Origin of the sequence: Chitinophaga filiformis, from assembly GCF_900102545.1 — a bacterium.
GTDB classification, from domain to species: domain Bacteria; phylum Bacteroidota; class Bacteroidia; order Chitinophagales; family Chitinophagaceae; genus Chitinophaga; species Chitinophaga filiformis.
On the sequence record NZ_FNBN01000003.1, the window covers coordinates 847400 to 873666 of the forward strand.

At 45.1% G+C, this 26267-nt stretch carries 15 protein-coding genes, 1 tRNA gene and 2 pseudogenes; 9 read left to right on the top strand and 9 right to left on the bottom strand.

The annotated features are described in order from the left end of the window. Nucleotides 1-343 precede the first annotated feature (343 nt). Both BLR32_RS15650 and BLR32_RS15655 read left to right on the top strand, forming a co-directional pair. Entirely contained in the window at nt 344-1150 is an 807-nt protein-coding gene (locus tag BLR32_RS15650) for a sigma-70 family RNA polymerase sigma factor (RefSeq protein ID WP_089833369.1), read from the top strand. 74 nt (nt 1151-1224) lie between these two features. Further along, nucleotides 1225-2049 carry a toll/interleukin-1 receptor domain-containing protein gene (locus BLR32_RS15655; protein ID WP_089833371.1) on the top strand — a complete coding sequence of 275 codons (825 nt, stop codon included), beginning with the start codon at nt 1225-1227 and terminating at the stop codon, nt 2047-2049. A 339-nt stretch (nt 2050-2388) separates the two neighbouring features. On the opposite strand, the pseudogene BLR32_RS15660 reads toward BLR32_RS15655, so the two are convergent. From BLR32_RS15660 to treZ, 5 genes and pseudogenes are all read right to left on the bottom strand, one after another. Continuing rightward, nucleotides 2389-3163: pseudogene (locus tag BLR32_RS15660) on the bottom strand (ISAon1 family transposase). Nucleotides 3164-3289: 126 nt separating this feature from the next. Then, nucleotides 3290-3580, bottom strand: a pseudogene (locus tag BLR32_RS34720) (ISAon1 family transposase N-terminal region protein); the annotation flags it as partial. Between the two features lie 95 nt (nt 3581-3675). Further along, nucleotides 3676-3759: transfer RNA gene (locus BLR32_RS15670), tRNA-Leu, on the bottom strand. A 62-nt stretch (nt 3760-3821) separates the two neighbouring features. Next, nucleotides 3822-6458: a malto-oligosyltrehalose synthase gene (gene treY / locus BLR32_RS15675; protein WP_089833373.1), complete on the bottom strand. Its 2637-nt coding sequence runs from the start codon at nt 6456-6458 to the stop codon at nt 3822-3824. Further along, nucleotides 6445-8271, bottom strand: coding sequence for a malto-oligosyltrehalose trehalohydrolase (gene treZ / locus BLR32_RS15680; RefSeq protein ID WP_089833375.1), 1827 nt, complete (start codon nt 8269-8271; stop codon nt 6445-6447). The genes treY and treZ overlap by 14 nt, the downstream gene beginning before the upstream one ends. 209 nt (nt 8272-8480) lie before the next feature. Between treZ and BLR32_RS15690 the strand changes: the two genes are divergently transcribed. Both BLR32_RS15690 and glgX read left to right on the top strand, forming a co-directional pair. Beyond that, complete coding sequence (locus BLR32_RS15690) at nt 8481-10298, top strand: glycoside hydrolase family 13 protein (protein ID WP_089833379.1); 1818 nt, start codon at nt 8481-8483, stop codon at nt 10296-10298. A gap of 77 nt (nt 10299-10375) precedes the next feature. After that, a complete protein-coding gene (gene glgX / locus BLR32_RS15695; RefSeq protein WP_089833382.1) occupies nt 10376-12508 on the top strand; it encodes a glycogen debranching protein GlgX in 2133 nt (710 codons plus the stop codon). Nucleotides 12509-12516: 8 nt separating this feature from the next. On the opposite strand, the gene BLR32_RS15700 is transcribed toward glgX, so the two are convergent. Next, entirely contained in the window at nt 12517-13020 is a 504-nt protein-coding gene (locus BLR32_RS15700; RefSeq protein ID WP_089833384.1) for a GNAT family N-acetyltransferase, read from the bottom strand. 62 nt (nt 13021-13082) lie between these two features. Here BLR32_RS15700 and BLR32_RS15705 point away from each other — a divergent pair, with 62 nt between their 5' ends. The 5 genes from BLR32_RS15705 (at nt 13083) to BLR32_RS15730 (ending at nt 20284) form a co-directional block, all read left to right on the top strand. Continuing rightward, complete coding sequence (locus tag BLR32_RS15705; protein WP_089833386.1) at nt 13083-13589, top strand: YdeI/OmpD-associated family protein; 507 nt, start codon at nt 13083-13085, stop codon at nt 13587-13589. 30 nt (nt 13590-13619) lie between these two features. Next, nucleotides 13620-14453 (top strand): CvfB family protein, encoded by an 834-nt coding sequence (locus tag BLR32_RS15710; RefSeq protein WP_089833389.1) that lies wholly within the window; start codon nt 13620-13622, stop codon nt 14451-14453. Nucleotides 14454-15041: 588 nt separating this feature from the next. Beyond that, complete coding sequence (locus BLR32_RS34240; protein WP_218124200.1) at nt 15042-18371, top strand: glycosyl hydrolase family 18 protein; 3330 nt, start codon at nt 15042-15044, stop codon at nt 18369-18371. An 84-nt stretch (nt 18372-18455) separates the two neighbouring features. After that, nucleotides 18456-18791 carry a T9SS type A sorting domain-containing protein gene (locus BLR32_RS15725; protein ID WP_245705442.1) on the top strand — a complete coding sequence of 112 codons (336 nt, stop codon included), beginning with the start codon at nt 18456-18458 and terminating at the stop codon, nt 18789-18791. A 71-nt stretch (nt 18792-18862) separates the two neighbouring features. After that, complete coding sequence (locus BLR32_RS15730) at nt 18863-20284, top strand: T9SS type A sorting domain-containing protein (protein WP_089833394.1); 1422 nt, start codon at nt 18863-18865, stop codon at nt 20282-20284. A gap of 74 nt (nt 20285-20358) precedes the next feature. On the opposite strand, the gene BLR32_RS15735 is transcribed toward BLR32_RS15730, so the two are convergent. Genes BLR32_RS15735 through BLR32_RS15745 form a run of 3 tightly spaced genes read right to left on the bottom strand, consistent with a single transcriptional unit; the run spans nt 20359 to nt 26108 of the window. Continuing rightward, on the bottom strand, nt 20359-21486 hold the full coding sequence (locus BLR32_RS15735) for an efflux RND transporter periplasmic adaptor subunit (protein WP_245705443.1): 1128 nt from the start codon (nt 21484-21486) through the stop codon (nt 20359-20361). A 1-nt stretch (nt 21487) separates the two neighbouring features. After that, a complete protein-coding gene (locus BLR32_RS15740; protein ID WP_089833398.1) occupies nt 21488-24703 on the bottom strand; it encodes an efflux RND transporter permease subunit in 3216 nt (1071 codons plus the stop codon). A gap of 4 nt (nt 24704-24707) precedes the next feature. Beyond that, the gene (locus BLR32_RS15745) at nt 24708-26108 is read right to left on the bottom strand and encodes a TolC family protein (RefSeq protein WP_089833399.1); all 1401 of its coding nucleotides are present in this window, start codon (nt 26106-26108) and stop codon (nt 24708-24710) included. Nucleotides 26109-26267: the final 159 nt, after the last annotated feature.

Below are 26267 nucleotides of genomic sequence, written 5' to 3' on the forward strand. Positions count from 1 at the left end.
TATAAATCGTATAAATTTAGTTTGTGGTAGCCTCCAAAGACACCTTACATACCACAATTTCTATCTAAATCTTTTTTCAAATAACGGAGATGAAAAGTGAATATCTTTTTTCAATCATTTAAACATCAAGTTTATACCAAGTGCGCGGTACACTTCCCTTCTGATACATCTGGAACATCGTCAAACAAACTTTCAAGAATGATAGCCTGATCTTGGGTTGCACTAATGAACATAATAAAAAGTAGAAATTCCATAAAAAACCGGATTTTCCCTGTACCGCAACAGGTTTTTTCCTGTGTATTGATCAAATAAATTTGCTGAAGACCATATCAAAGTAAAACCGATGTCTGTCCTGATTAAAGCACCTACTAATATTAAGCCCTTGCTAGAGGAACACTTTGTGCTATTTATCCAAGGAGATGAAAAGGGAGTAAGCTATATATATAATCGACTATTCCCGCGGCTGTTTAATTACTCCTACGCAATAATTAAAAACAAGTTTGAGATTAGTTCGATTATCCATAATGCATTTCTAAATGCATGGATGCATAAAGAGAATATGAATAATATGCTCCATCTACAACGATACTTATTCTTATCTGTGAAATGGGGGTGCTACAAATACCTCAATAGTAATTATCATAGAAAACACTCATCTTATCTTCCTTATGATTCATTGATAAGCGGACAAATCGATGATAGTTTGGAGGAATACGATGTAAAATATGAAAGTAAAGAATTATTAACGCTTATACAGAATGCCATTCCTTATCTAAAACTTAATAGAAAAATGGTAATGAAGTTGGCAACGTGTGGATTAAGTCATCGACAGATTAACGAGGCTGCCAGTTCAAAATACAAAAACTTCACGGATGAGTTTTGTCTCAAAATGAAAGTTCTAAAAAACATTACTAAAAGGATAAAAAAAATAGAAACCGCAAACGAAAGAAAATCCGCCTTATCTGAACTAGGAATACAAGATTACTTAAATCCTTTACAACGTAAAATCTTCCACAGATATTATGAGAGTAAGTATAGCTTGAACAAAATAGCCGAGGAACTAAATATATCGCCATTGAAAGTTTTACAACAACATTTTTACATAATTCGCTTAAGTGAAAAACTTAAAAGAAAGTTATCGCATTCATAAACGTAAAAAGAGCAATCAAAATCTTATATATAAGTATATTTCCCACGTCTTTATTAACTGAAAAACTGGTATATATGAAAAACAATTCAACAAAATTTTATTTATTCAATTGTTCTTATGCGGAAAGAACCAATGAGTTAGGGTTTATTCAAAAACTACTTGCGAGTTTTAATCATGATGAATTAACTGGTATAACTTTACTTGTTAATAATAACCCATATAATTTTGAATTTTTGATGTTGTTGATTTTTGAGCAAAATGATATGGCCTTTGATAATTGGCTGAGTATCTATTACCCAAATAAAAAGGTAAGCTATTTGTTTAACTATTCTATGGATGAAATTGTGGCAAACCTATTGAATAAAAAACAATATACGTCCTATTCCTTTAGTTTCTTTGAGCAAGTACAGAAAGTTTTGACAGAAGATTCAAACGAGATATTTATCTTTCCTGGACAAAAAAAAGTTGAGGAAAAATGGGGGAAGCCGGAAAAGATATTCAAGTATAAAGTATTTCTGTCTTACTCCTCAAAAGATAAAGAAATTGCTGAAGCTATTTTCAAGGAACTTCAGAAAGAGGAAGTTAAAACATGGTTTGACATAATAGAGGTGAAATATGGAGATAGTATTCTGGATCGATTAAATGAAGGACTAGCACAATCAGATCTTGGGGTACTGTGTTTCTCAAAAAATTTTTTGGCTGCAAACTGGCCTAAAAGGGAAATGAATTATTTCCTTCATGAACGAATGTCATCCAATAAAATTAATTTCCTAATCTTAAATTTAGATCTGGATTTATCAGACTTTCCTCCATTATTTCGAGACTATAAACATATCAATCTAAATCAAGAGAATTGGCTTGAAGAACTAATTAATAGAATACGGGAGCTTAGTCGTTAACATCAAAAAACAAATATGGAAAGTGTTGCAAAATATACGTGTTGAAGGTACATCGTTCCGCACTAAGCATAATAGTTTCAAAAGCTCGCCTATTAATTTTATATTTACTTTTTATTTTATATAAATATTCGCTTTCAATGCCGTCGATACTCATTTTAGATATTCACAACAAATAATTTACTGATAACCAATAATAATCGGTTCGTAAATTTACCACTACTGGGCACGTAATGGCTCTGTAATCAATTGATTTACAGAGCCATTTTTAATTTATGCTTGTCAATTTTTCACAGGTTTTAACCCTTTTTAGGATCAAGTTGATCCGTTGACGTCCCTTACTCATCTCATAGCGTTTCTAGATGATTTTACCTTCGCATTAAATGGTTCTGCCGTCGCATTGGTGGCCCGGTTATTAAAGAAGTTCAGGATACCCAGATAATGGTTTTGTACAGTCCTGGACAGGGTTTTAAAAGATTGTATTCCTGAGGCGTCTACATCATTATACCATAGTGCGAGTCTTTTAAAAGCTTGTTCTTTGCTAGTACATATTCTAAACACATCTCCCAGGCCCAACGACAGTTGATATGCTTTTTGGATAACAGGATATCTGGTAAATAATAGTTCCGCCCTTTGCTGCTGCTCTCTGGTCCATAATCGTGGCTGTTTGAACAGTAAGTACCTGCTTCGGGCCAGAAGCTGTTTGATAGTATCTCCATTATGCAGCACTTCTGGCTGATAGGGAATCTTTTGCTTTCTAGCCTGTTCATAGCCCTTATTCTCTTCTTCAAGGGCTTCCCATCTATATTTTATACGGGTTTCCTGTACTGTGTCAAAGGCTAGTTGTTGAACATGAAAACGGTTAATAACACGGTCAGCATTAGGAAAGGCTTGCAGACATATCGATCGTTACTTCCGATACCTTCCTGCGAAGCCGTTTTGGGATCTTGTTTAAAATATTGATCAGATAGTCTGCCTGTGTTCCTTTAATCATTGCTACAATAGAGCCCCTGCGTCCTTTCGCAGCTTTATTCGTAACTATCGTATACAATTCTCCACTGGAAAATGCCGTTTCATCAATGCTAAGATAGGGGCCGATATTTTGCTCAAAGACCATCCAGTGCTCAGCATGATCCTTCTGCTCCCATTGGTGATAGTCGTTAAATGATTCTTGTATTGTTGTTGCAATTGTTTGCCGTCCACCTGAAAAAAGTGACCTAGTTGTACAGGACTAATAGGATAATTATCCAAATATCCCTTTTAAAAAAAGACCGAATTCTTTTGTCATTCGTGCTCCTGCTCTTACGAGCTTCCAGTCTCTGGTTACTACTTCTCCGGTCGATTGTCTCTCCCAGCGCCTGCGTTTAATGCACAAGGCAACCTTATGACCACGTATTGAAAAGTCCTGTACTTGTATTTCTGGTAAAAAAACCTTTGAGTGCAGTAATTGATCTTTGTATTCCTCTGGGACAATATTTTTCTCTTCCAGGAAGATATTAATTCCTTTGGAATCCTTTGTAGTATTGGTTAACTCGAACCAATTTAGATTTGAATATTAAACGCTTACAAAATAGAATAAAATAGCGTAAAACAGAAAATCCGCTACTAGAGCGGATTTTCTGTTTTTTGTGCCCAGAACTGGATTCGAACCAGCACACCCTTGCGAGCGCTGCGACCTGAACACAGTGCGTCTACCAATTTCGCCATCTGGGCATCTGTTTTCCGTGTCAGGGAGTGCAAATGTAGAAACTTTTTTAAAACCAACAAATTTTTTTTCAAATTTCATTTGTCAGCAATCCCACCGGGAAAGTTTTAAACACATCTGCTACTAATATCTGCCCTTTACTATCTAACATTTCATCGGTGAAAATGTTCCGCCATGCGGCAGGAGCGCCCGTTGGCAACAGCACAGAAGCCGTCATATCCGGTTCTCCTGGAAGCGGAATGATGACGATCACCCATTGCTGCTTTTGCACTCTGGCATAGGCTGCTACCTTCGCAGAACTGCATTGCAAAGGAATATAATCCGCCTCCAGGAGCAGATCCGCATGCTCCCGGCGGAAGTTCAACGCCTTCCAGGTCACAAACAGTTTCTCCAACCCCTCTTGCCGGTGTTCGGCAAGATAGGGGAAGAACCCGGGAGCCTTTTCTTTTGCAATGATCGTTTCAAGACATTGTTTACGGAGGGTATAGTCTATCGGCCGGCGATTATCAGGATCCACATAGCTATAGTCCCAAAGTTCGCAACCCTGGTAAATATCCGGGATACCTGGAGCGGTTATCTTGATCAACACCTGGGCCAGGGAGCTAATGAAAGCATATTGATTGACTCTGTCAAGGAGGCTACGGACCTTTTTCACGAAGCCAGCTTCATCTGTTAAAATCTGCTGTATAAAACTAACACCGTTGTTTTCATATGTCTCTTCCGGAGACGCCCAGGAAGTATTCACCTTCGCCTCCCGTACTGCTTTGATAAAATATTGCTGTAACCGCTCAATATATTCCGGTGTAACAATCCCATTGGCCGGAAAACCTGCAATAATGGACTGATAGATAAAGTACTCATCGGCATGAGTTAGTGTATTGACATACGGGCGATTTAACTCCCTCCATTGCTCAACCTGTATCCGCCAGTCGTCTGGCATAAGCGACAGCATATTCAGGCGTATACGGCCATCTTCTCCACGTTTGGTATCATGAGTAGAAGTGGCATTGAGAGAGGAAGCTGTATGCTGCTGCCGGGCAATCAGCCGCTGGTGAAAAGTATTCACAGAAAAACCTTCTATCGCCGGACTATCACCCACCTCATTATGTGAAAGCAGGGCATTGTACACATAGAACGTGGTATCCTCTACGCCCTTGGCCGTCACAGGGCCTGTAAATTGCATTAACCTTTGCAGAAAGAGCAGCCTGTTGCGCGCTTTATCCGCATCGTGAATATCCTCCCACAGCGATTCCAGCAGCGCTATTTCCGACTCTGCAACACGGTTGACGGACCGCATTTTTACAAAGGTCTCTCTGATAATCTCCTGCGCATAATCGTCCAATGGCCATTGGGAAGGGTAGAGCCGGTAGATTGGCAGACAGGCAATAAACAAGGCGATTGCCTCTTTCAGGTGTTCGCGGTTAGTGCGCGCATCTGCCAGTTTAAGGGTGTAACAGTAACGGACCAGGTTCTCCCATTCACCACCCATATATCGCTCCAGGATTAGCCTCTTTTTCTCATATACGACATCATTATATCCAGCCACGTCAGGCAGCAGCTCATGGTAAAATGATTGTAATTGCTGCTCACCGGAAGGATTGGTCAGTAAATGATTCGTGATAGACAGGAACTCGTACCCGCTGGTACCCTGTAATGCCCAGTCAGATGGCAGTGTTTCCTCATGTTCCAGTATCTTTTCAGCAACGATATAACAATTACTGCCGAACAGCATCCGTAAACGCTCAATATAGGCAGCCGGATCACGCAAGCCATCTATATGATCTATACGGAGTCCCTGTATCAGTTCCTCCCGATACAGGCTATGCAGGAAGGTATGGTACTCATCAAACACCGCCGGCGATTCCATTCTAAGCGTGATCAGCTCATTAACAGTAAAGAAGCGGCGATAATTGATCTGTTTATCAGCTTCCTGCCAGTTACATAAATGATAGTATTGCTGTTGCATGAGTGTTTTCAGCAGTTCCCTGTCATCATTGACCCGGGCAGCAACACCCTCCAGTAAAGCCCGATTGGCTTTTGCATACAATTGATGCTTCGCATGCTGCCAATCATTCAGCGCCGCTCCCGACATAGCTTGCTGATAGAGCGCATCCAGCAAAGCATTTACAGGCATTGTATCACTATCCATCAATGCAGATTGCACTACATCATAGGCGGAGGCCGACAATGGATATTCCTGTTCAAAATAGCTAATAGCATAGCCTTTGTCTGTCAATACCAGTTTTATCTCATCATCAGCAATGCATGTCTCCAGCGCTTTCCCCAGGAACGGAGCCATGACTTTACCGGATAGTTCGGGAGCAGGATGTTGCCAGTCTATATCGAAATACTCGGAATAGGGGGATAAGGGCCCTCTCTCCATTACATCATACAAACGGGTATTGGAAGGATGAAAGGCCATGTGATTAGGTACAATATCCTGCAGCCAACTCATGCCACGCCGCTGTAGTATTTTCTTTATCTCACGTAACTGCCCAATAGTACCAATAGCAGGATTGATCTGATGCGGTTCCGTTACATCATAGCCATGCATACTCCCAGGTGTGGAAGTAAATATGGGCGAAGCATATACGGTGGAAATGCCAAGCAAATGAAGATAATCCAGGATCTCTTTTAACGCTTCGAAAGTAAAACCTGCATGTAGTTGTAAACGGTAAGTAGCAGAAGGTGGATTATTTGACTTCATATACGATAGCTGAGTGTGGTTGTAATGAAATGGTTGCTGGTGATGTTTCCTGATCTGGAGCCTCACTGCCTGGTCCGTTCCAGACAGCTGCCGCAGAATCGAATTTTTTCTCCAATGATCCTTCCTCGTTATATATGTATTGAACCGGATGTTCACTGAAATTGAAAAGCAATAACAGCTTGCTATCTTTCCCCGAACGTTCCACTACCAATAAATGCGTGGACGGTGTATGCACCTTTACACTATCGCGGGAGGTGTATCGCATTGCCTGTCGCGTTTTCCTGAAAGCAATCAGAAAACGGTACAGCTCTGTTAAAGCAGTAGCTGTCTCAGAAGTTGTTTCCCAACTGAGCGTGGAGTTGTTAAAGGTCTCTTCTGATTGCGGATCAGGTACTTCTCCTTCCCATGCAAAAGAGGCAAACTCTTTTCTACGTCCCTCCGTAACAGCGGCTATCAGGTCTTTGTCACTATGACTGGTGAAAAACTGGAACGGTGTTGTTGCTCCATATTCTTCTCCCATGAATAGCATAGGAATATGAGGCGATAGTAATAAAACGGACGCTGCCAGCTTTTGTGCTTCAAAAGATATCAGTGTATTTAGACGCTCACCCAGCATGCGGTTACCAATCTGATCATGGTTTTGCGCAAAGACAACAAACTGCTTGTAATCCCTTCCGGTAGGATAAACGCCAAAATTTCTTTTGCGTACAGTTGAATATTGCCCGGTATATACGTATGAATCACGGAAGGCTTTCGCCAATGGAGCTAGTCCGCCGAAATCTGCATAATAGCCGTTCAGGTCACCTGTTAGTAACACGCGTAATGCATGATGAAACTCATCTATCCACTGCGCATGTATGCCATAGCCGCCTTCGGGACGGGGAGTGATGTACCGCGGACTATTCAAATCTATCTCAGCAATGAGCAGTTTCTTTTTATCCAGGGTAGCTTGTAATTCATCCACTTTTTCTGATAACTCAGCCATAAAATGTTTTGCACTACAATCCCAGATAGCGTGTACCGCATCCATTCTTAAGCCGTCTATGTGGAACTCGTCCAGCCACATTAATGCATTCTGTAGATAATATCCCCTTACTGCATCACACCAGGCATCATCAAAATTGAGTGCCGGTCCCCAGGGTGTTTTATATTTGTCAGTAAACCAGGGACCATATTGAGAGAAATAGTTGCCTTCCGGCCCCAGGTGATTATACACCACATCAAGTATAACCGCAATACCATGCTGATGTGCTGCATTGACAAGCCGCTTTAACCCCTTTACGCCACCATAGGAATGCTGTACCGCGAATGGATAGACACCATCATATCCCCAGTTACGACTGCCGGGAAACTGCGCAACAGGCATGATCTCTATGGCAGTAATACCCAGTGAACGCAGATATTCCAGGCGGTCAATGACACCCTGAAAATCATGGGTGGGAGAGAAGGTGCCTGTATGGAGTTCATAAATGACCAGCTCCCGCAGGTCAAGGCCTGTCCATGTATGATCTGTCCATTCAAAATGGGTATCTGTTACTTCCGATGGACCATGTACACCCTCAGGCTGGCAACGGGATGCCGGATCAGGAAGCGGAGGCCCGTCATCGGGTATGTATTTATAACGTGTGCCTGCCTGTACATTATCTACCTCCACATGCCAGTAGCCATGGTCATCACGTACCATAGGATATGAGGCCTGCTGAGGTTGTAGAACGGACAATACCATTTGATTCCGAAAGGGCGCCCAAACACTGAATTTACATATGCCCCCTGGCAGCAAAGCAGCCCCGGCAAAAGTATAATTGCTTGTCAATGTATCTTTTTGCAGGTAAAGTGAAAATAATATGCCAGCATAAACGATACCCGAAAGCTCAGATATGCGTCGCTTATAATGTGGAAAGAATGCGACGGTATTTCTACAGTCTGGTGGATAAAAATGATCTCTTTCAATACGAAGACAACAGATTTAACCTGTGCAGGATTTTTGCATAAGAGAAAGACATTAACCCGAAATATAGGTCTATGTCGAATAAAATAGTCAGCGATAAAAACTGGTGGAAGGAGTCTATTATTTACCAGATCTATCCCTGGAGTTTTAAAGATAGTAATGGTGATGGTATTGGCGATCTGCAGGGCATCATATCTAAACTGGATTATATAAAAAGTCTGGGTATCGATATGGTCTGGTTAAATCCTATTTATAAATCTCCTAATGATGACAACGGATATGATATCAGCGATTTCTATGACATCATGAAGGAGATGGGAACAATGGAGGATGTTGATACGCTTATAAAAGGATTGCATGACAGAAAGATCCGCCTGATGCTGGATATTATTGTGAACCATACCAGCGACGAACACCCATGGTTCACCGAGGCAAAGCAATCACGTGATAGCCGTTACTATAACTATTATCACTGGTGGCCGGCTGAAAAAGGGAAACCTCCTCACAGGTACAGCCACTTCGATCCCAAAGGTGATGCATGGACCTATAATAAGGCTACAGACTCTTATTATCTTCATTACTTCTCCGAAAAGATGCCGGATCTCAACTGGGAGAATCCGGATGTGCGTAAAGCCATCTATGATGTAATGCGTTTCTGGTTTGAAAAGGGTGTAGATGGATTCAGGATGGATGCTATCTGCTACATCTCAAAAGATACCTCATGGCCGGAAGTGGGAAATATCGTAAAGGAAAAATTCAATGCAGACTGGGCCGGCTATTATGCACATGGTCCGCACCTGCATGAATACTTACAAGAAATGCATCGCGAAACGCTTGACAGGCCCGATGTAGTCACCCTTGCAGAAGCCTCTGGTATCACCAAAGATGAGGCCTTGCAGTTTGTAAAGGAAGATCGCAAAGAGCTGCATATGCTGTATCATTTTGAGGGTGTACAACTAGGCTTTGCAAAAGAAGGGTATAAACGGCTGGAGCCGGGAGGTTTGAACCTGGTAAAATTCAAGCAGCTATATACAGATTGGGATAAGGTATTTGAAAAGGATGGCTGGGGAACAATCTACCTCAGTAATCATGATCAGCCGCGTATGGTGAGCCGCTGGGGGAATGATGAAGAGCAATATCGTGAGGTCTCTGCCAAGTTACTGATTACCTTCCTGCTTACCATGAGAGCTACCCCTATTTTCTACTACGGCGATGAACTGGGAATGACGAATATCCGCTTTGAGAAAATCGAAGACTACAAGGATATTGAGACAATCAATATGTACAAGTATGTGAAAAGCCAGGGAGGAGATACAGCGCGCTTTCTGAAAGATGCACAGATAACGGGCAGGGACAATGGCAGGACTCCCTTTCAGTGGGATGAATCTCCCAATGCCGGTTTTACTACCGGTAAGCCCTGGCTGAAGATCAACGACAACTATAAACTCATCAATGCCGCTCATCAGGAAAAAGATGAACGATCCATCCTCCGGTATTTCCGTCAACTGGTGCTGCTGAGGAAACATAAACCTGTACTCACATACGGCGCATATGAACTATTGGATCCTGATCATCCGCAGGTATATACTTATACCCGTACACTGGATGAAGAGAAACTCCTGATCGTGCTCAACTTTTCAAAAGAGGAGGTGTTGTATAAATTGCCATTCGTGCTGGACATCGGTACGGAACCTTTGGTAAATAACATGCTCTCATTCAGGCTTGAGAATAATGAAGTAACATTATCGCTTTATCAGGCCCTGATCTTTGGTCCGCTGCCAGCAGATCTGCCGCCCCTGCAGGACGAAGCAGCCGCTTTTAGTGAAGAACTGCCTGCCGGAAAAATAAAAGAGGAAAACTCAAGCCTGGAATCCAATGAGCTGGCCATCTGAAAATTGATTAAGTAATATACTCCGGAGTTTTCTCTTTTATGTAGCAGGAAGAGAAAGCAGGAGATCAATCATCCATTATGAACCAAACTGTTGTTTATCCCGGAAGCCCTTTTCCATTAGGTGCTACCTGGGACGGTAAAGGAGTAAATTTTTCCCTGTATGCAGATAACGCTACAGGAGTGGAATTATGCCTGTTTAATACTACCGATGATGAGGTAGAAGCTGTAAGAATAAAGATCAAAGAGCGATCATACCAGGTATGGCACTGTTATCTGCCGGACGTAAAACCAGGACAGTTGTACGGATACCGTGTGCATGGTCCGTATGAACCACAGAACGGGCACCGTTTCAATGCGAAGAAGCTGTTAATAGACCCTTATGCCAAGGCTATCGCCGGTACGATCAACTGGAGTGATGCTTTGTTTGGTTATAAGATGGGTGATCCGGAAGAAGACCAGAGTTTCAGTGATGTGGATAGCGTGCCATTCATTCCCAAATGTGTTGTAATAGATGACTATTTCGATTGGGAAGGAGACAAGCCTCCAAAAATTCCTTACAACGAATCTATCATCTACGAAACACATGTGAAAGGATTTACCAAACAACATCCGGATATACCGGAAGAGATAAGAGGTACTTATGCGGGAATGGCTCATCCTGTTACCATCAATTATCTGAAGGAATTAGGTATTACAGCTGTTGAGCTGATGCCTGTACACCACTTTGTGGCAGACAGACACCTGGTGGACAAAGGACTCACCAATTATTGGGGATATAATACGATCGGCTTCTTTGCTCCTGATGCGAGGTATGCAGCAAGTGGTGTATTGGGGCAACAGGTGACCGAATTCAAACAGCTGGTGAAAGTACTTCATCAGGCAGGTATTGAAGTGATCCTGGATGTAGTGTATAATCATACGGGAGAAGGGAATCACATGGGTCCTACCTTATCTTTCAGGGGGATTGACAATGCATCTTATTACCGGCTTACTGAAGACAAACGCTTCTATATGGACTACACCGGTACCGGTAACACGCTGAACGCGTACCTGCCTAATGTATTGAGGTTAATGATGGATAGCCTGCGCTACTGGATACTGGAAATGCATGTGGATGGATTCCGCTTTGACCTGGCATCTGCCTTGGCCCGTGAACTGCATGAGGTGAACCGCTTGAGTGCCTTCTTTGATATCATCTATCAGGATCCTGTTATCTCACAGGTAAAACTGATAGCGGAGCCCTGGGACATTGGCGAAGGCGGTTACCAGGTAGGGAAATTCCCACCGGGATGGGCAGAATGGAATGGCAAATACAGGGACTGTATCCGTGATTACTGGAGAGGGGCCGACAGTATGCTGGGTGAGTTCGCAGAAAGATTTACCGGCAGTTCTGACCTTTACAAGAATGATTACCGCAGCCCGACTGCCAGTATCAACTTTGTAACAGCGCACGATGGGTTTACACTACATGACCTGGTGTCTTACAATGATAAACATAACGAGGCTAACCTGGACGATAACAGAGACGGTGAAGATCATAACCGGTCCTGGAATTGCGGAGCAGAAGGGCATACGGAAGATGAAACAGTATTGGCCCTGAGACGGAGGCAACAACGTAATTTTTTTACTACCCTGTTATTGTCACAAGGTGTTCCGATGATCCTGGCAGGTGATGAATTTGGCCGTACTCAGGGGGGTAACAATAATGGCTATTGTCAGGATAACGAATTATCATGGGTTAACTGGAACGAGATGGATCATGACCTGTTACAGTTTACCCGTCAGCTGATTGCCCTGCGGAAAGCACATCCTGCCTTTTGTCGCAGGCGCTGGTTCCAGGGGCAGCCTATTAAGGGCATCGGCCTGGAAGATATTGCCTGGTTCCTGCCGGATGGTACTGAAATGTCGGATGAACACTGGAGTCACGATTTCGCAAAGTCGATGGCCGTATTCTTTAATGGAAAAGGATTGCATGTCTCCGGTCCGAAAGGAGAGCAGATCGTGGACGATAGCTTCTATATTATTTTTAATGCACATTATGAACCGCTCGAATTCAGGTTACCGCATGAAAAGTATGGGCATAACTGGAAGAAAATGCTGGATACAAAAGATCTGCAGGTAACAGCCGGAGAAGAAGTGTATACCGGTGAAGGCGTGATAAAAGTAGATGCGCGTTCAGTAGTGGTGCTACAGCATAAACTCATGCACTGACAGATGACTTAATTAATGAAATACATGAATGCGGTGCTGTTCCCGGGCAACTGTACCATCTTCTCGTGGTGCAGGCCTATCTTGTTAAGGAGGGTGATAGCATGTATATTTTTTTCTGTCGTAATAGCTGCTACACGGGGCAGCTTCAGTGTTATCAAAGCATAGTCTTTTACAGCACTGGCTGCCTCGAAAGCATAACCCTTGCCAGTATATTCAGGAAGAAATGCAAAACCTATGTCTACTTCTTCCAACCCGGTCCTTTTAATCAATCCCGTCATTCCTACGGGAGTATGCTCATCTTTCAGCGCTACCATATATAGTCCGAATCCAAAGCGGTCATAACTGGCCAATGGTCCGTTTACCAGGTAGTTGCGGGCGTCATCTATTCCCCTGATATTCCTGTCGCCGATATATGTCAGCCAGATCTCCGTGTTTAATAACTGGAAAATAAAAGGGGCATCGTCAATGGTAAACTGGCGGATAATCAATCTGGATGTTTCACAGACAAGCATAAGGCAATTTCTATAATTGTTAAATTTCAAAGCTATTAAGTAAGTTAGCAAAAAAAAGCAAGATGGTTAAGTATACCGCCACCATGTTGAAATTTGACAAGCAGGGAGAGAAAACAGGATGGACATATATTGTTATTCCTGAGGATCTTGCACAACAGTTGAAGCCGGGGAACAAGAAGTCTTTCCGAGTAAAGGGGAAGCTGGATAAACATGCAATCGAGGCGGTGGCATTGATGCCAATGGGGGATGGCTCGTTCATTATGCCGGTGAATGCGGAGATGCGCAAGGCGATCGCCAAAAGGGCAGGAGCCCAGCTGACGGTACAGATCGAAGAGGATGATAACCCGGACCCTGTTTCATCGCCGGAACTGATGGAATGCCTGGCGGATGAGCCGGAGGCACTGGCGTTCTTTAACAGCCTTGCCAAAGGGCACCGGAACTATTTCATGAAGTGGATTGAAAGTGCCAAAACTGAGCCTACAAAAGCCAAACGTATTGCACAGGCAGTAACAGCCCTGGCGCGGAAGCTGGATTACCCCTCAATGATGAGAGCGAACAAGGGAAAGTAATCGTACCTTTGCGGCTAAATAAGAGATTACATGTATAAAGTAGGTGAATACAACCTGTTGCGGGTTAAGAAGGAGAGTGAGTTCGGTTTGTTCCTGGATGGGGGAGAACAGGAGATCCTGATGCCTAAACGCTTCGTGCCAGAGGGGGCAAAAAAAGGAGATGAGCTGAGAGTATTCATTTATCATGATTCGGAGAACAGGCTGACGGCTACCAACCAGGAGCCATATGGTATAGTAGGAGATATCGTTAACCTGAAAGCGACCGGTGTGACAGAGCAGGGCGCCTTCCTGGACTGGGGACTGATGAAAGACCTGTTTGTGCCTGCGTCCAAACAGATCAGCAAAATGCATCCCGGACAGGATTACCTGGTAAAAATCTACCTGGATGAACTGACGAACAGGGTGGCTGCGACAGAAAAAATAGACCCCTATTTAAGCAATGAAAACCTGACGGTAAAAGAACTTGATGTTGTAGATATGATCGTATACCGTCGTTCCGAAATAGGTTTTGTAGTAATCATCAATAACCAGCATACAGGTATCCTGCATTACAGTGAAGTGTTTGGTCCTGTAGATATAGGAGATAAACTGAAAGGCTTTATCAAATCCATCAAAGGTGATAAAATAGACGTAGTAACCGGCAAACCTGGTTATGACAGGGTAGAAAGTGAGGCCGATAAGATACTGCGCCTGCTGAAAGAAAATGATGGCTACCTCCCTTACCATGACAAGTCAGATCCGGAAGAGATCTATGAGTTCTTCAGCATGAGTAAGAAAACTTTTAAAATGACTACCGGCGCCTTGTATAAACAACGTAAGATCATCTTCACCCAAACAGGTATTAAACTGGTTGATGAAGATTAGTTGTTGCTAAGGTCAACTCATCAAAATAAAGCAAGAGCTGTATCAAATTACTTTTGACACAGCTCTTTTCATTTAATCAACTAGCGTCATAAATATTAATAGCGACAGCGGAAGTAGCACGCGGTTTAAGATGGGGATATCGGGCCTTCGGCTCTCCGGTGCCACGACCCGATGTCGTCCAATCCATATTCAGCCCCTATTCGCCTGGCAACGCCCGATAGTCTTCCAGAGAGGCGCCGACCCACATCCCATACTGAAACCGGAGCAACTCAGCGTAGTAGAAAAGGAGTTATATTAAACTACTTTGGTCCAGCCCTTGTTTTATTCGGATACCTGATGGAGTTGGGTAGTGATTTAAGCTGTACCCCTCATCTCTTGAATGAATACTTAAACATTGAACATCAGTTATTTAATCCCGTCAGCTAAAAAAAGCAATCGTTTGCGTGGTACCCATTCCTTTCTTGTGCGACATCTATGTTAAGCCTGGCTTTACCTAGCCGGTAGCCACGCCATTATTCTATGTGAAAACCTTAAATGCCCTCTATGAAGATCCATTACACGAACCGGTTGTGCGTAATTCCACAAAATTTGCGTCAACTAAGACTATTTTGTTCACTGCTTTTGCTCGCCCTGTGCCTTGGGGCCGGGCAGGCCTACTCCCAGTTGACCCGCCTGCGGGCCGATGGGAAACGTATTGTCAATGCCAGTAACCAGGAAGTGATCCTTAAAGGGATCAACGTTGGTGGCTGGTTATTGCAGGAAGGTTATATGATGAAACCCGGTGGCGGCGGTACCCAATGGTCCGTTAAAAAGCGCCTGTACGATCAGGGGCAGAGCGATGCTGCTGTCGAAGCTTTTTATCAGAGCTGGCGTGACAACTTCATCACCAAAGCTGACGTCGATTACATTGCGTCTCTGGGTTTTAACAGTATCCGTCTGCCCCTGCACTATGATCTGTTCCTGACACCTGCACAACGTGCAGTCAGAAATGGCGTTGCACGTAACTCATCAACCTACAACAGCTATGTTAGCTCGCTGACCTCCTGGTACAACAGCAACACCCTGTTTAATGACGCTAACCTGGAAGGTTTCCGTCTCACGGACAGTTTGCTGAAATGGGCTGCTGCCAACAAAATGTATGTGGTATTGGACCTACACGCCGCTCCTGGTGCTGCCGGTACTGATGCTAACATTGCAGATGCATTTGTGGGCAACGACCTGTGGAACAAATCTATTTATCAGGATATCACAGTACGCTTATGGCAGCGTATATCTGCCCGTTATATCAACGATGACAGGATTGCGTTCTATGACCTGATCAATGAGCCTAACAATGTACCAGCCAACCAGACTATTCATGCGCTGTTTGAACGCCTGATCAACGCTATCCGTGCACAGGGCGATACACACCTGCTCATGATCGAAGGTAATGGCTGGGGTAACCAGTATAATTACCTGGAACCATTTACATTCACTAACAGAAGTAACCTGGTGTATAACGCTCACCGTTACGGTACTTCTACTTCTCCTACTACCACTGGTGGTGATCCTAACCAGATCAATGAACTGGGTACCATTAACAATTTCCGTAACACTCACAACGTACCTGTAGTGGTAGGTGAAACCGGTGAGAACAGCGCTGACTGGCTGCGTGCTAATATCGCTGCAATGAATACTGCCGGAGTGGGTTGGTTCCACTGGACTTACAAACGCTTCGATGCTGGCGAGAATGCCGCATTACTCCGTATTCCTCCTCCTTACCTGGTAGATGGTGCCGCTAACATGAGCGCTGTATTGAACAATATCAAATTTGCCAATAACGTAAAGAACGTGAATACTATCGCAGCAGTAGCTCCTGGTAAAAGCTCTGCTAATGCACCTATCGGTAAAACCGTATGGCTGCAGGGCTTCAATGGTAAATATGTTACATCCAAAAATGGGGTAGGCGCTATGTGGTGTGATGCTGATGCACCTCAGGCCTGGGAACTCTTCCAGGTAGTGGATGCCGGCGACGGCAAAGTGGCGCTGAAAGGTAATACCGGTAACTACGTTTCTTCTGAAAACGGAGAACAGGCTATTACCTGTAACAGACCAACCATCCAGGGATGGGAGAAATTTGACTGGATGGAAACTGCCGACGGTAAAGTAGCACTCAGAGGTAGCAACGGACTGTATGTTTCTTCTGAGAATGGTACACAGGCAATGACCTGCACAAGACCAACGGTACAGGGATGGGAAGCATTTGCGTTTGGTATTGCAGGTACTAATCCTCCTGTTGAGAATCCAGACACCAGCGTAAACAATCCTACACCTACTCCTAATAAATTCAAGGTAGTGGGTTACTGGCCAGGATGGGCCGGAAGTCCCAACACTACAGTAGTGCCTTACAATAAACTGACGCATATTAACTATGCATTCATCCTGCCTAACAACAACGGTACTTTACAGGCACTGGATAATCCTGCTGCCCTGCAGGCGCTGGTATCGCAGTCACATGCTGCCGGTGTGAAAGTATCTATCTCTATTGGTGGATGGAATGATGGTAACGATCAGGGTTTTGAAAACCTGGCTGCTAATGCAGGTTCCCGTACTACTTTCGTAAATGCAGTCATTGCTTTTGTAAACCAGTACAACCTGGACGGTGCAGATATCGATTGGGAATATCCTGACAACGGAGCCTCTGCTAATAACTATGTATTACTGATGACAGAACTGTCCAACCAGCTGCATAGTCGTGGTAAATCACTGACTGCTGCCGTAGTGGGTGAAAATGGCGCCAGCATCCTCAGTAGCGTATTCCCGCTGGTAGATTATCTGACCCTGATGGCATATGATGAAAATGAATACCAGCATTCTACTTACAGCTATGCACAGCGTTCACTCGCTTACTGGACAGGTCGTGGCTTACCTAAGGAAAAGGCTATCCTCGGTGTGCCTTTCTATGGCAGACCTACCTGGGAGTCTTATGCACAACTGTTGCAGAGAGGAGCAAGTCCGAATGCTGATACTTACCAGGGTGTAGGTTACAACGGTATTCCTACTATCAAGGCTAAAACTAACCTGGCATTCGATCAGGGTGGTGGTATCATGATCTGGGAGCTTTCTCAGGATGTAACCGGCGCTAATTCCCTGTTGAATGCGATCAACCAGGTGGTATTACAGAGAGGTGATACAACTACTACGCCTGATGATCCGGGTCAGAATCCTAACCCGGGTACAGCTCCTATCGGAAAAACAATCTGGCTGCAAGGCAACAATGGTGGCTATGTAAGTTCTAAAGGTGGTGTAGGCGCTATGTGGACAAATGCTACTGTTGTACAGGGCTGGAATCAGTTCCTGGTAGTAGACGCGGGTAACGGTAAAATTGCATTGAGCAATAGTGGCCTGTACGTGTCTTCTGAAAACGGTGAAAAGAGCATTACCTGCAACAGACCAACTGTACAGGGATGGGAAGTGTTTGATTGGATCGATAACGGCGATGGTACTGTTTCCCTGCGTGGTAACAATGGTATGTATGTTTCTTCTGAGAACGGTGTAGCGGAAATGACCTGTACCAGACCAACTATCGATGGCTGGGAAAAATTCAACTACGGTATCGTTGGTACAGCAGCCGCTAAGACAATGGCAGCTGTACAGCCGGCAGATAAAACAGACCTGAGTGTTGAAGCGAATGGCAGCCTCCTGGTTTATCCTAACCCGGTTGCAAAAGGCAGCACACTGGTTGTAAATGTGAAAAAATACAATGCATCTGCTTCGGTGAATGTAGCTGTTATTGATGTGAACAGGAAAGTAGTGGTTTATAAGAAAGCCAATGCTGCTGTTGTGAACATCCCTACAGGCAACATGGCCAGCGGATTTTATATACTGATGGTAACTAATGGTAAAGATACTTATACCAGCAAGGTACTAATCCAGTAAGATATCTATACAGGAAGGACTATCACAAGGGTAGTCCTTCCCTTTGTAAGTCATTTATTTTCCCTCATGATAACCATTAATAGAATGCGGAAATTCTACATGCTGGCGCTGATGGCCGGTAGCCTGGGACTCGCCCCTCAAAGAGCACAGGCACAAGCTCCTGCTACCTGGCAGGAACACTGGTTTGAACACAGCCAGGTAGTATCCAGTATGTTCCCCTGTGCTGTGAAGCCTGGGGAACATGATGCTACCACTCCGCTGAATATTTCTTTGTTGGATGTAAACAGGACCGCAGTGGTCTATAAGAAAGCAAATGCGTGCGACGTTTCTATTAGCACCGGTAACGTAGCCGGTGGTATTTATGTACTGGTAGTAACAAACGGTAAGAAGTATTACACAAGGAAAATAGTTATACAATAAGTCCTTTTTATTCATATAACGCTGCCGGATGAATGGTCCGGCAGTTTTTTCTCACAATTCAACCCGTTTTTATGCAAAAGTTCTACGCATTGGTACTCCTGGCCTGCCTGGCATTTCCCGTTATCCAGGTAAAAGCACAAACGCCTCCTGCAACATGGCAGGAGCACTGGTTTGAACACAACCAGAATGTTTCCCGTGTCTATTATGACAATGACCTGGCCCTTTATTTCGACAGTGACGTAAGCACTTCCGTCACCTGGCCCCGTCAGTATCTTGGTGATGTATGGCGCTATACCAAGAAGACCTATGGTTCCTTTGGAACTGATCCGCACCTGTTTGCTATTTTGCATACCGGCAAATACAGCGGAGGGCATCCATCCACTTATTTTGATGCCAGTCATGACAACAGGAATGTGATCGACGCCGGCGCTGGTCCGTGGACAAGCGCTACGCAGGGCGATTACAATCTGCTTACACATGAAGTGGCCCATATTGTTGAATTAGGAGGAAAGAACATGCACAATTCTCCTGCCTTCGGCATATGGGGCGACAGTAAATGGGCTGAGATCTTCATTTACGACGTTTACAAAGGCTTAGGCCTGGAAAGCAGGGCAACATCTGCTTACAATGATTTCACTGCCAGCCGTGACGATTTCCCCAGAGCTAACACGGCCTGGTTCAGGGACTGGTTTTATCCGATCTATAGCCAATATGGAGGCGCACAGGTATTGAACCGTTATTTTACCCAGCTGTCCCTGTATTTCTCAAGATCCGGTACTAACTACAACAGCATGAACATGGGTGAGTTTGTGCATTTCTGGAGCGCTGCTGCAGGTGTGAACCTGAAGTCGCTGGCCACAAACGCTTTCGGCTGGACCAGCCAGTATGAATCACAGTTTATACAGGCGCAGCAGACCTATCCTTTCACCTATTCCACACCACCGCCTATAGCGGTAAGCCTGTTCCAGGACATTAACTACGGTGGTTACGGTGTGTACCTGCCAGTGGGTAGTTATAACCTGGCCCAGCTAAAAGCATATGGCGCCCGTAATGATGATATTACTTCCCTGAAAGTAGCGCCGGGATACAAGATAGTATTGTATGCTGATGATAACTTTTCCGGCGCCAGTACCACTGTTACGTCAGATGTACCTTTACTGGATGTGGCTACCTGGAATGATAAGGTATCTTCTGTCATCATCTCGGCTCTTTCTCCGGCAGAAAAAGCCTTGGCAAAAGAAGAAAGCACCGGTATCAATGTATTCCCTAATCCATCTGTCAGCGGTGGTACCCTGACTGTGCAGGTAGAGAAATATGATGCGTCAAAACCTGTACAGGTGCAGTTACTGGATGTGAATAAGAAGGTGGCAGCATTTAAGAAAACAAATACACAGCGCGTATCTCTTGCTACCAGCAATATTGCCAGTGGGTTCTATATCCTGGTGGTAACAAATGGGGCGAAGGTATATACGAAGAAAGTATTGATCCAATAGTATTCGGCTCCCTATATATATGTAAAAAGGCTGTCCGCATGTGACAGCCTTTTTCGTCGATTTACATCCTTTCTTTACTTGCCTGTTTTGACATGCTTCAGTTCTGCGCCGTCTCTTAACTCTTCGGTGGCGGCAGCTACAATCGTGTCGCCCTCGTTGAGATTACTGCCGTATATTTCAATTTTTCCGTCTGCTTCACGTCCGGTCTGCACCTGCACTCTTTCTGCCTTACCATTTACCACCCTTACTACGAATATGTTCAGCGTAGAATTCACCACTGCAGTCTTTGGAACCAGGAATGTACTGTCAGTGCTGTTCATTGGAATGTTCACTTCTGCGATCATACCGGGAAGCAGTTTTTTATCATTGTTGATCACATCCATTTCAATACGCTGTGAACGCAGTCTGGTATCCAGTGCGCCGGAAAGGCGGTTTACCTTTGCAGTGAATGACTGACCGGTGAAAGCTTTGACATTGAATTTTACTTCACTGTTGTTAGCCAGGTAGCTGGTATATGCTTCCGGCACAGAGATCACAAGACGCAGTTTTTTTTGCTCCTGCAGGGTAAATAAAGGGAATTCAGAGCCTTTCCCGGTTGGACCGACATAGGCGCCCGCGCTCACATTTCTTGCGCTTATAACGCCTGAAAATGGCGCTCTGATCTCCAGGTAGTTCCTGTTGTCAGTGATCTCCCTGTAAGAAGCCCTGGCGGCATCCAGTTGTGCCTTATCTGAATTCTGACGGGCCAGTGCGATATCCAGGTCGTTTTTGGATACGGTGCCCGGTGTAAGGCTGGTATTGTACAAACGGTCATAGTTTGCTTTGCTGGCCAGGTATATTGCCTCCTGGGCCTTTAACCTGGATTCTGCGCCTGCCAGCTGAGAGCTGATCTCAGGTGCTTCCATAGTAGCCAGCAGCTGACCACTGCTTACTTCAGATCCTACATCCACATGCAGCTTTTTTACGAAGCTGCTCACCTTTGCATAGATATCTACCTGCTGGTAAGCGATCAGCTCACCAGGTATCTGCAGGGAGGAAGACAATTTTCCCTTCTGCAGGGAGATGGCAGATACTGCTGCCTCTTCCGGCGCTGCCGACTCTGTTGTTTCTGATTTACCCTCTGTGTGGCCGCAGCTGCTCAGCAGCATAGTGGCTGGCAAACTGCATAGTATTGTGATAGCAAGTGCTTTTAGACTGTTCATATTATTCATGTAAGGATGGTACATAGTTTTTACTTTCTTTATCTTCCGGATCGAGTGATACCGACTGTGTGGTCGTCTTACCCTGCGCCCAGGCAAATACCAGTGGTAAAATAAAGAGCGTGCTGAAGGTAGATGCAATCAGACCACCTATCACCGCACGTCCCAGCGGAGATGTCTGATCGCCGGATTCACCCAGGCCACTGGCCATCGGGATCATACCTGCTACCATCGCAAGGCTGGTCATCAGGATAGGACGAAGACGTAATGCTACGGCTTCCTTCGCAGAAAGCAACGCATTACCATTGCCCAGGCGTAATTGCTCGGCATTGGTGATCAGCAATACGGCATTCGATATAGATACGCCTACTGACATAATGATACCCATATATGATTGCAGGTTCAGTGTAGATCCGGTGATAAGCAGTAAGGTCAGTGAACCGATCAATACCGCCGGTACAGAAGCCAGAACTACCGCCGATACTTTGAACGACTGGAAATTGGCTGCCAGCATCAGGAAGATCACTACCACCGCTACCAGCAATCCTGATTGCAGACTGTCCAGTGTTTCTGTGAGTGTTGAACTCAGACCGATCAGTTCTACTGTCAGACCACGTGGCAGTTCGCCGATGGAAGCAATCGCTTTGTTCACATCGTCAGTAGCTGTACCAAGGTCTATATTGCTTGTATTGGCAGTAACAGAAAGTGAAGGAATCGCCCCCAGGTTGTCTGCTTCACCATAGGTAGTATCACGGGTGATGGTGGCTACATCGCCCAATACCGGTCTGCTGGCATTCCTCAGCAAAGGAATTTCTGCAATATCCTGGATATCCGTCATCTTGTTTTCCGGTACCTGTACCTGCACGCTGTAACTGAGGTTTGCTTTCTCATCTATCCAGATGTTCTTCTCTGTATAACGGGAAGAGGAGGTTGAGGCAATCAGTGAGCGGGAAATATCACTCACGTCCACTCCCAGCTGCGCTGCACGTACGCGGTCTATCGTGATCTTCAGCGCGGGATATTTGGTAGATTGACCAAGTTGCACATCCCTGAGATAGGAGATCTTTTTCAGTTTCTCAATCACTTTCTCTGCATACTGTTCGTTGAGCTGTTTATTCCTGCCCGAAAGCCTTACTTCTATCGGTGTAGGAGAACCCTGGCTCAGGATCTTATCCGTCAGCTCTATTGGTTCAAACGAAGGAGTAACACCCGGCAATTCTGCCCTCATCCTTTCCCTGATCTTGTCTTTCAGCTCATCCATATTCACCTTATAATCCTCTTTCAACGCAACCTGTATTACTGCTTCCTGTGGTCCGGGCATGAACAGGTAAATCGGGCTGATGGAGAATTGTCCGGGGTGTTGTCCTACATAAGAAGATGAAATAGATACATTCTCTGGTCCTACAATGCTTCTGATAGCGTTAACCGTTTTTATCGTGATCTCTTCTGTTCTTTCAGCGCGGGTACCCTGTGGTGCGCGTATCCTTAACTGGAACTGGCTGCCATTACCACGGGGCAATACGTCCCTTCCTATTGTATTCAGCAACAACACAGCCAGTCCGATACCTGCTAACAGGTAAACTGATACGATCAGTTTACGGACAGGCATGACACGCTCCATGAAACGCATGAAGCGGTTACGTATTCTCTCAAAAAAGGAAAGCTTACCATTACTGTTTAAGTCTGCTCTTTCCGCGAGCTCTTTCTTACTGAGGATATGATCCGGCTCATGACCTGCATGCGGATGTGCCTTCATCAGCCAGTTGGCCATGATAGGTACAAAGGTCTGTGCCAGGAAGTAAGAAATGATCATCGCAAAGCCAATCGCCAATGCCAATGGCAGGAACAATGATCCCGGGATACCACCCATGGTGAATGCCGGCGCAAATACTGCCAGGATACAGAACAGGATGAGCAGTTTAGGGAAAGCGATCTCCTTACAGGCATCCCAGATGGCCAGCCCTTTCGGTTTACCCATGTCAAGGTGCTGGTGTATATTCTCAATCGTCACCGTACTCTCATCCACCAGGATACCAATGGCCAGCGCCAGACCACTCAATGTCATAATGTTGATAGTCTGTCCTGCTATCTTCAGACAGAGCACCGCCGCAATGATAGAGGTAGGAATGGTCAGTATCACAATCAGCGCACCTCTTGGGTCGCCGAGGAAGAGCAGTACCATCAGACCTGTGAGGATCGCACCAATGGTACCCTCACTGATCAGGCTTTTTACAGCGTTGATCACATATACTGACTGGTCAAATTCATATGTCAGTTTTACATCTTCAGGAAGCAGTGACTGGAACTTAGGCAGCGCCTTTTTCAGTTTCTGTACAACTTCCCAGGTGGATGCATCACCCGCTTTGGCCACACTAAGGTATACAGATCGGCGTCCGTTCACCAGCGCGTAACCAGCGGTAATATCTGCACCATCTTCCACAGTTGCTACATCACGCAGGTAAAGGTTTTGTACGCCACCCTTGAAGAGAGGAATGTTCTCAAAATCTTTTACAGTGCGGATAGCAGTATTGGCTGGCGTGATGAAGTTGATATCACCGATACGTACGTTACCGGAAGGAGAAGTCTGGTTGTTGATACGCAGCGCTTCCACCAGCTGGTCTGGCGTCATATTGTGAGAGCGGAGCAGTTCAGGATCTGCCTTGATCACCACTGTACGTAAGTTACCACCGAAGGGAGGTGCAGATACCAGACCCGGAATAGAGGTAAAGGAAGAACGTACATAAGTGTTGGCAAGGTCCAGCAGCTCGTTATTGTTACGTTTTTCACTGCTCAGTACCAGCTCGCCTACAGGCAGGGTAGAAGCGTCAAAACGGATAATGAATGGAGGCTGTGAGCCCGGTGGAAAAATGGCCTGTATACGGTTACAGAAAGCGCTTAGTTCTGCCTGTGCCTGCGCCATGTTTGTACCGGGATAAAAACTCACCTTGATGAGCGTAAGGCCCTGTATATTTTTTGTTTCAATGGTTTTAATACCATTTACATAAAGCAGGACGTTGATATACTGTTTACCGAAATATGCCTCCATCTGGGTGGGGGTATATCCACCGAATGGGTGCGCGATGTACATCACCGGCAGGTCCAGCTTGGGGAAGATGTCTACCTTGATCGTTCTTACGGCGCCTATGCCGAAGAAGAAGAGGGCAGCCACTATTACCAGTATGGATATTGGTTTGCGTAATGCTGATCTTATCAGGTTCATTTAATTAGAATTCATTGATGAATAGAGAGAAATTGCCGGTAGCGGCAGCTTTCAGTAACAGCGCCTGCCATACATTGGTGTAGGCAATATCACGGTCTGTTTCCGCGCGGTTCAATGTGTAGAAGACCTGTGTTACGTCTACAATGGTATTCAGCCCGTTCCTGTACAATACCGTTCTTTGCAGGTAAGCTTCTGTTGCCGCATTGACCTGTATAGGCGCTTCCGCATAGTTGGTCAGCGCATTCTGGATCCTCGTGTCCGACAGGGTTAACTGTGCTGCCAGTTGCTGACGTACCAGTTCATATTCATCCTGTAAGCCCTTTGATATGAATTTCTGGGAAGCTGCCTGGTGTTTTACTCTCAGCGGGGAGGTAATATTCCAGGTTACGCCTACCCCCAGCAGGTAATTGCTGCGGTTAGGTTTTACACCATCCCAGTAACCTTTATTGTATGCTGTCTGATCTGTTACATAGCTGGCGTCGAAACCGGAACCCCTGGTCTGCATAACTCCGAAAACAGAGAATGCAGGGAAGTTCAGGGTATGTATGTAACGTGCCTGTTCGTCACTCAGCTTAATACGGTTTTCGTAGTATTTCAGTAAAGGATGCCCTTGTACCACTCCATTGATACTGTCTGTCAGCGCTGTGGGAATGCGGCTGATGAATACTGTATCGAGTATGAATTCGGTTGCAGGTACGCCCATGAGGACTGCCAGTTGATTAGCCTGCGTCTGTTCCACATCCTTTGCCTTTGTTAAAGCGATCTTCGCGTTGGATACTTCCGCATTTGCCAGTGTAGAGTCTACACCGGGAATTAAGCCATTCTTCGCCCTTGTTACCACTACAGAGCGGAAGGTGTCTGCACGTTCCAGGTTGTTCTGCCATGACCTGGTAAGGCGTTGTGCCGCCAGCAGGTTAAGATATGCTCCGGCCACCCTGATCGACTGCTGGAACTGCTCCTGTTCCCAGTCTGCCTGATCTCTGGCTACGGCTGCCTGCGCTGCCTTGATCTTCTCTTTGGCGCGGCCGAAGGCGAAGAAATCCCAGTTGATATTGGCGAGATAAAGTCCGCCGAATGCAGCGTTCCAGTTCTGGGAGGGCAGGGTAGGGCCTGCTGAGGATACCGCAAGACCATTCAGACCATAAGAAGGCCCGAATTGCCCGTTTACAGTACCATAATCCTGCTGGGCAGAAAGGTTCAGATTCGGGAGATAATCCCGCTTCGCTTGTGTGGCGGTGGACTTAGAGGCATTCAGGTAATTAGCCTTGGCCTTGATCGATCCGTAGTTGGCGAGTGCAGTCTGTACCGCTTCTTTCAGCGTCAATACCTGCTGTGCGTGTAATACTTCCATTGATCCGTGCCATAGCAGCAGGAACAGGATCACGCTGATTCTTTTTGTTTGCATGATTAAACTTGAACATTAGACCATAGCACTAATGTTGTCTTTCAGGAAATAATGCGTTGGCTTCTTCCTTCTGTAACATTGTGCTCCCTGTTGATTCCTCGAAATTTATTTGCATGGTACGCCATCCACCGGCATAGTCATATGAATCTTAAATTACTG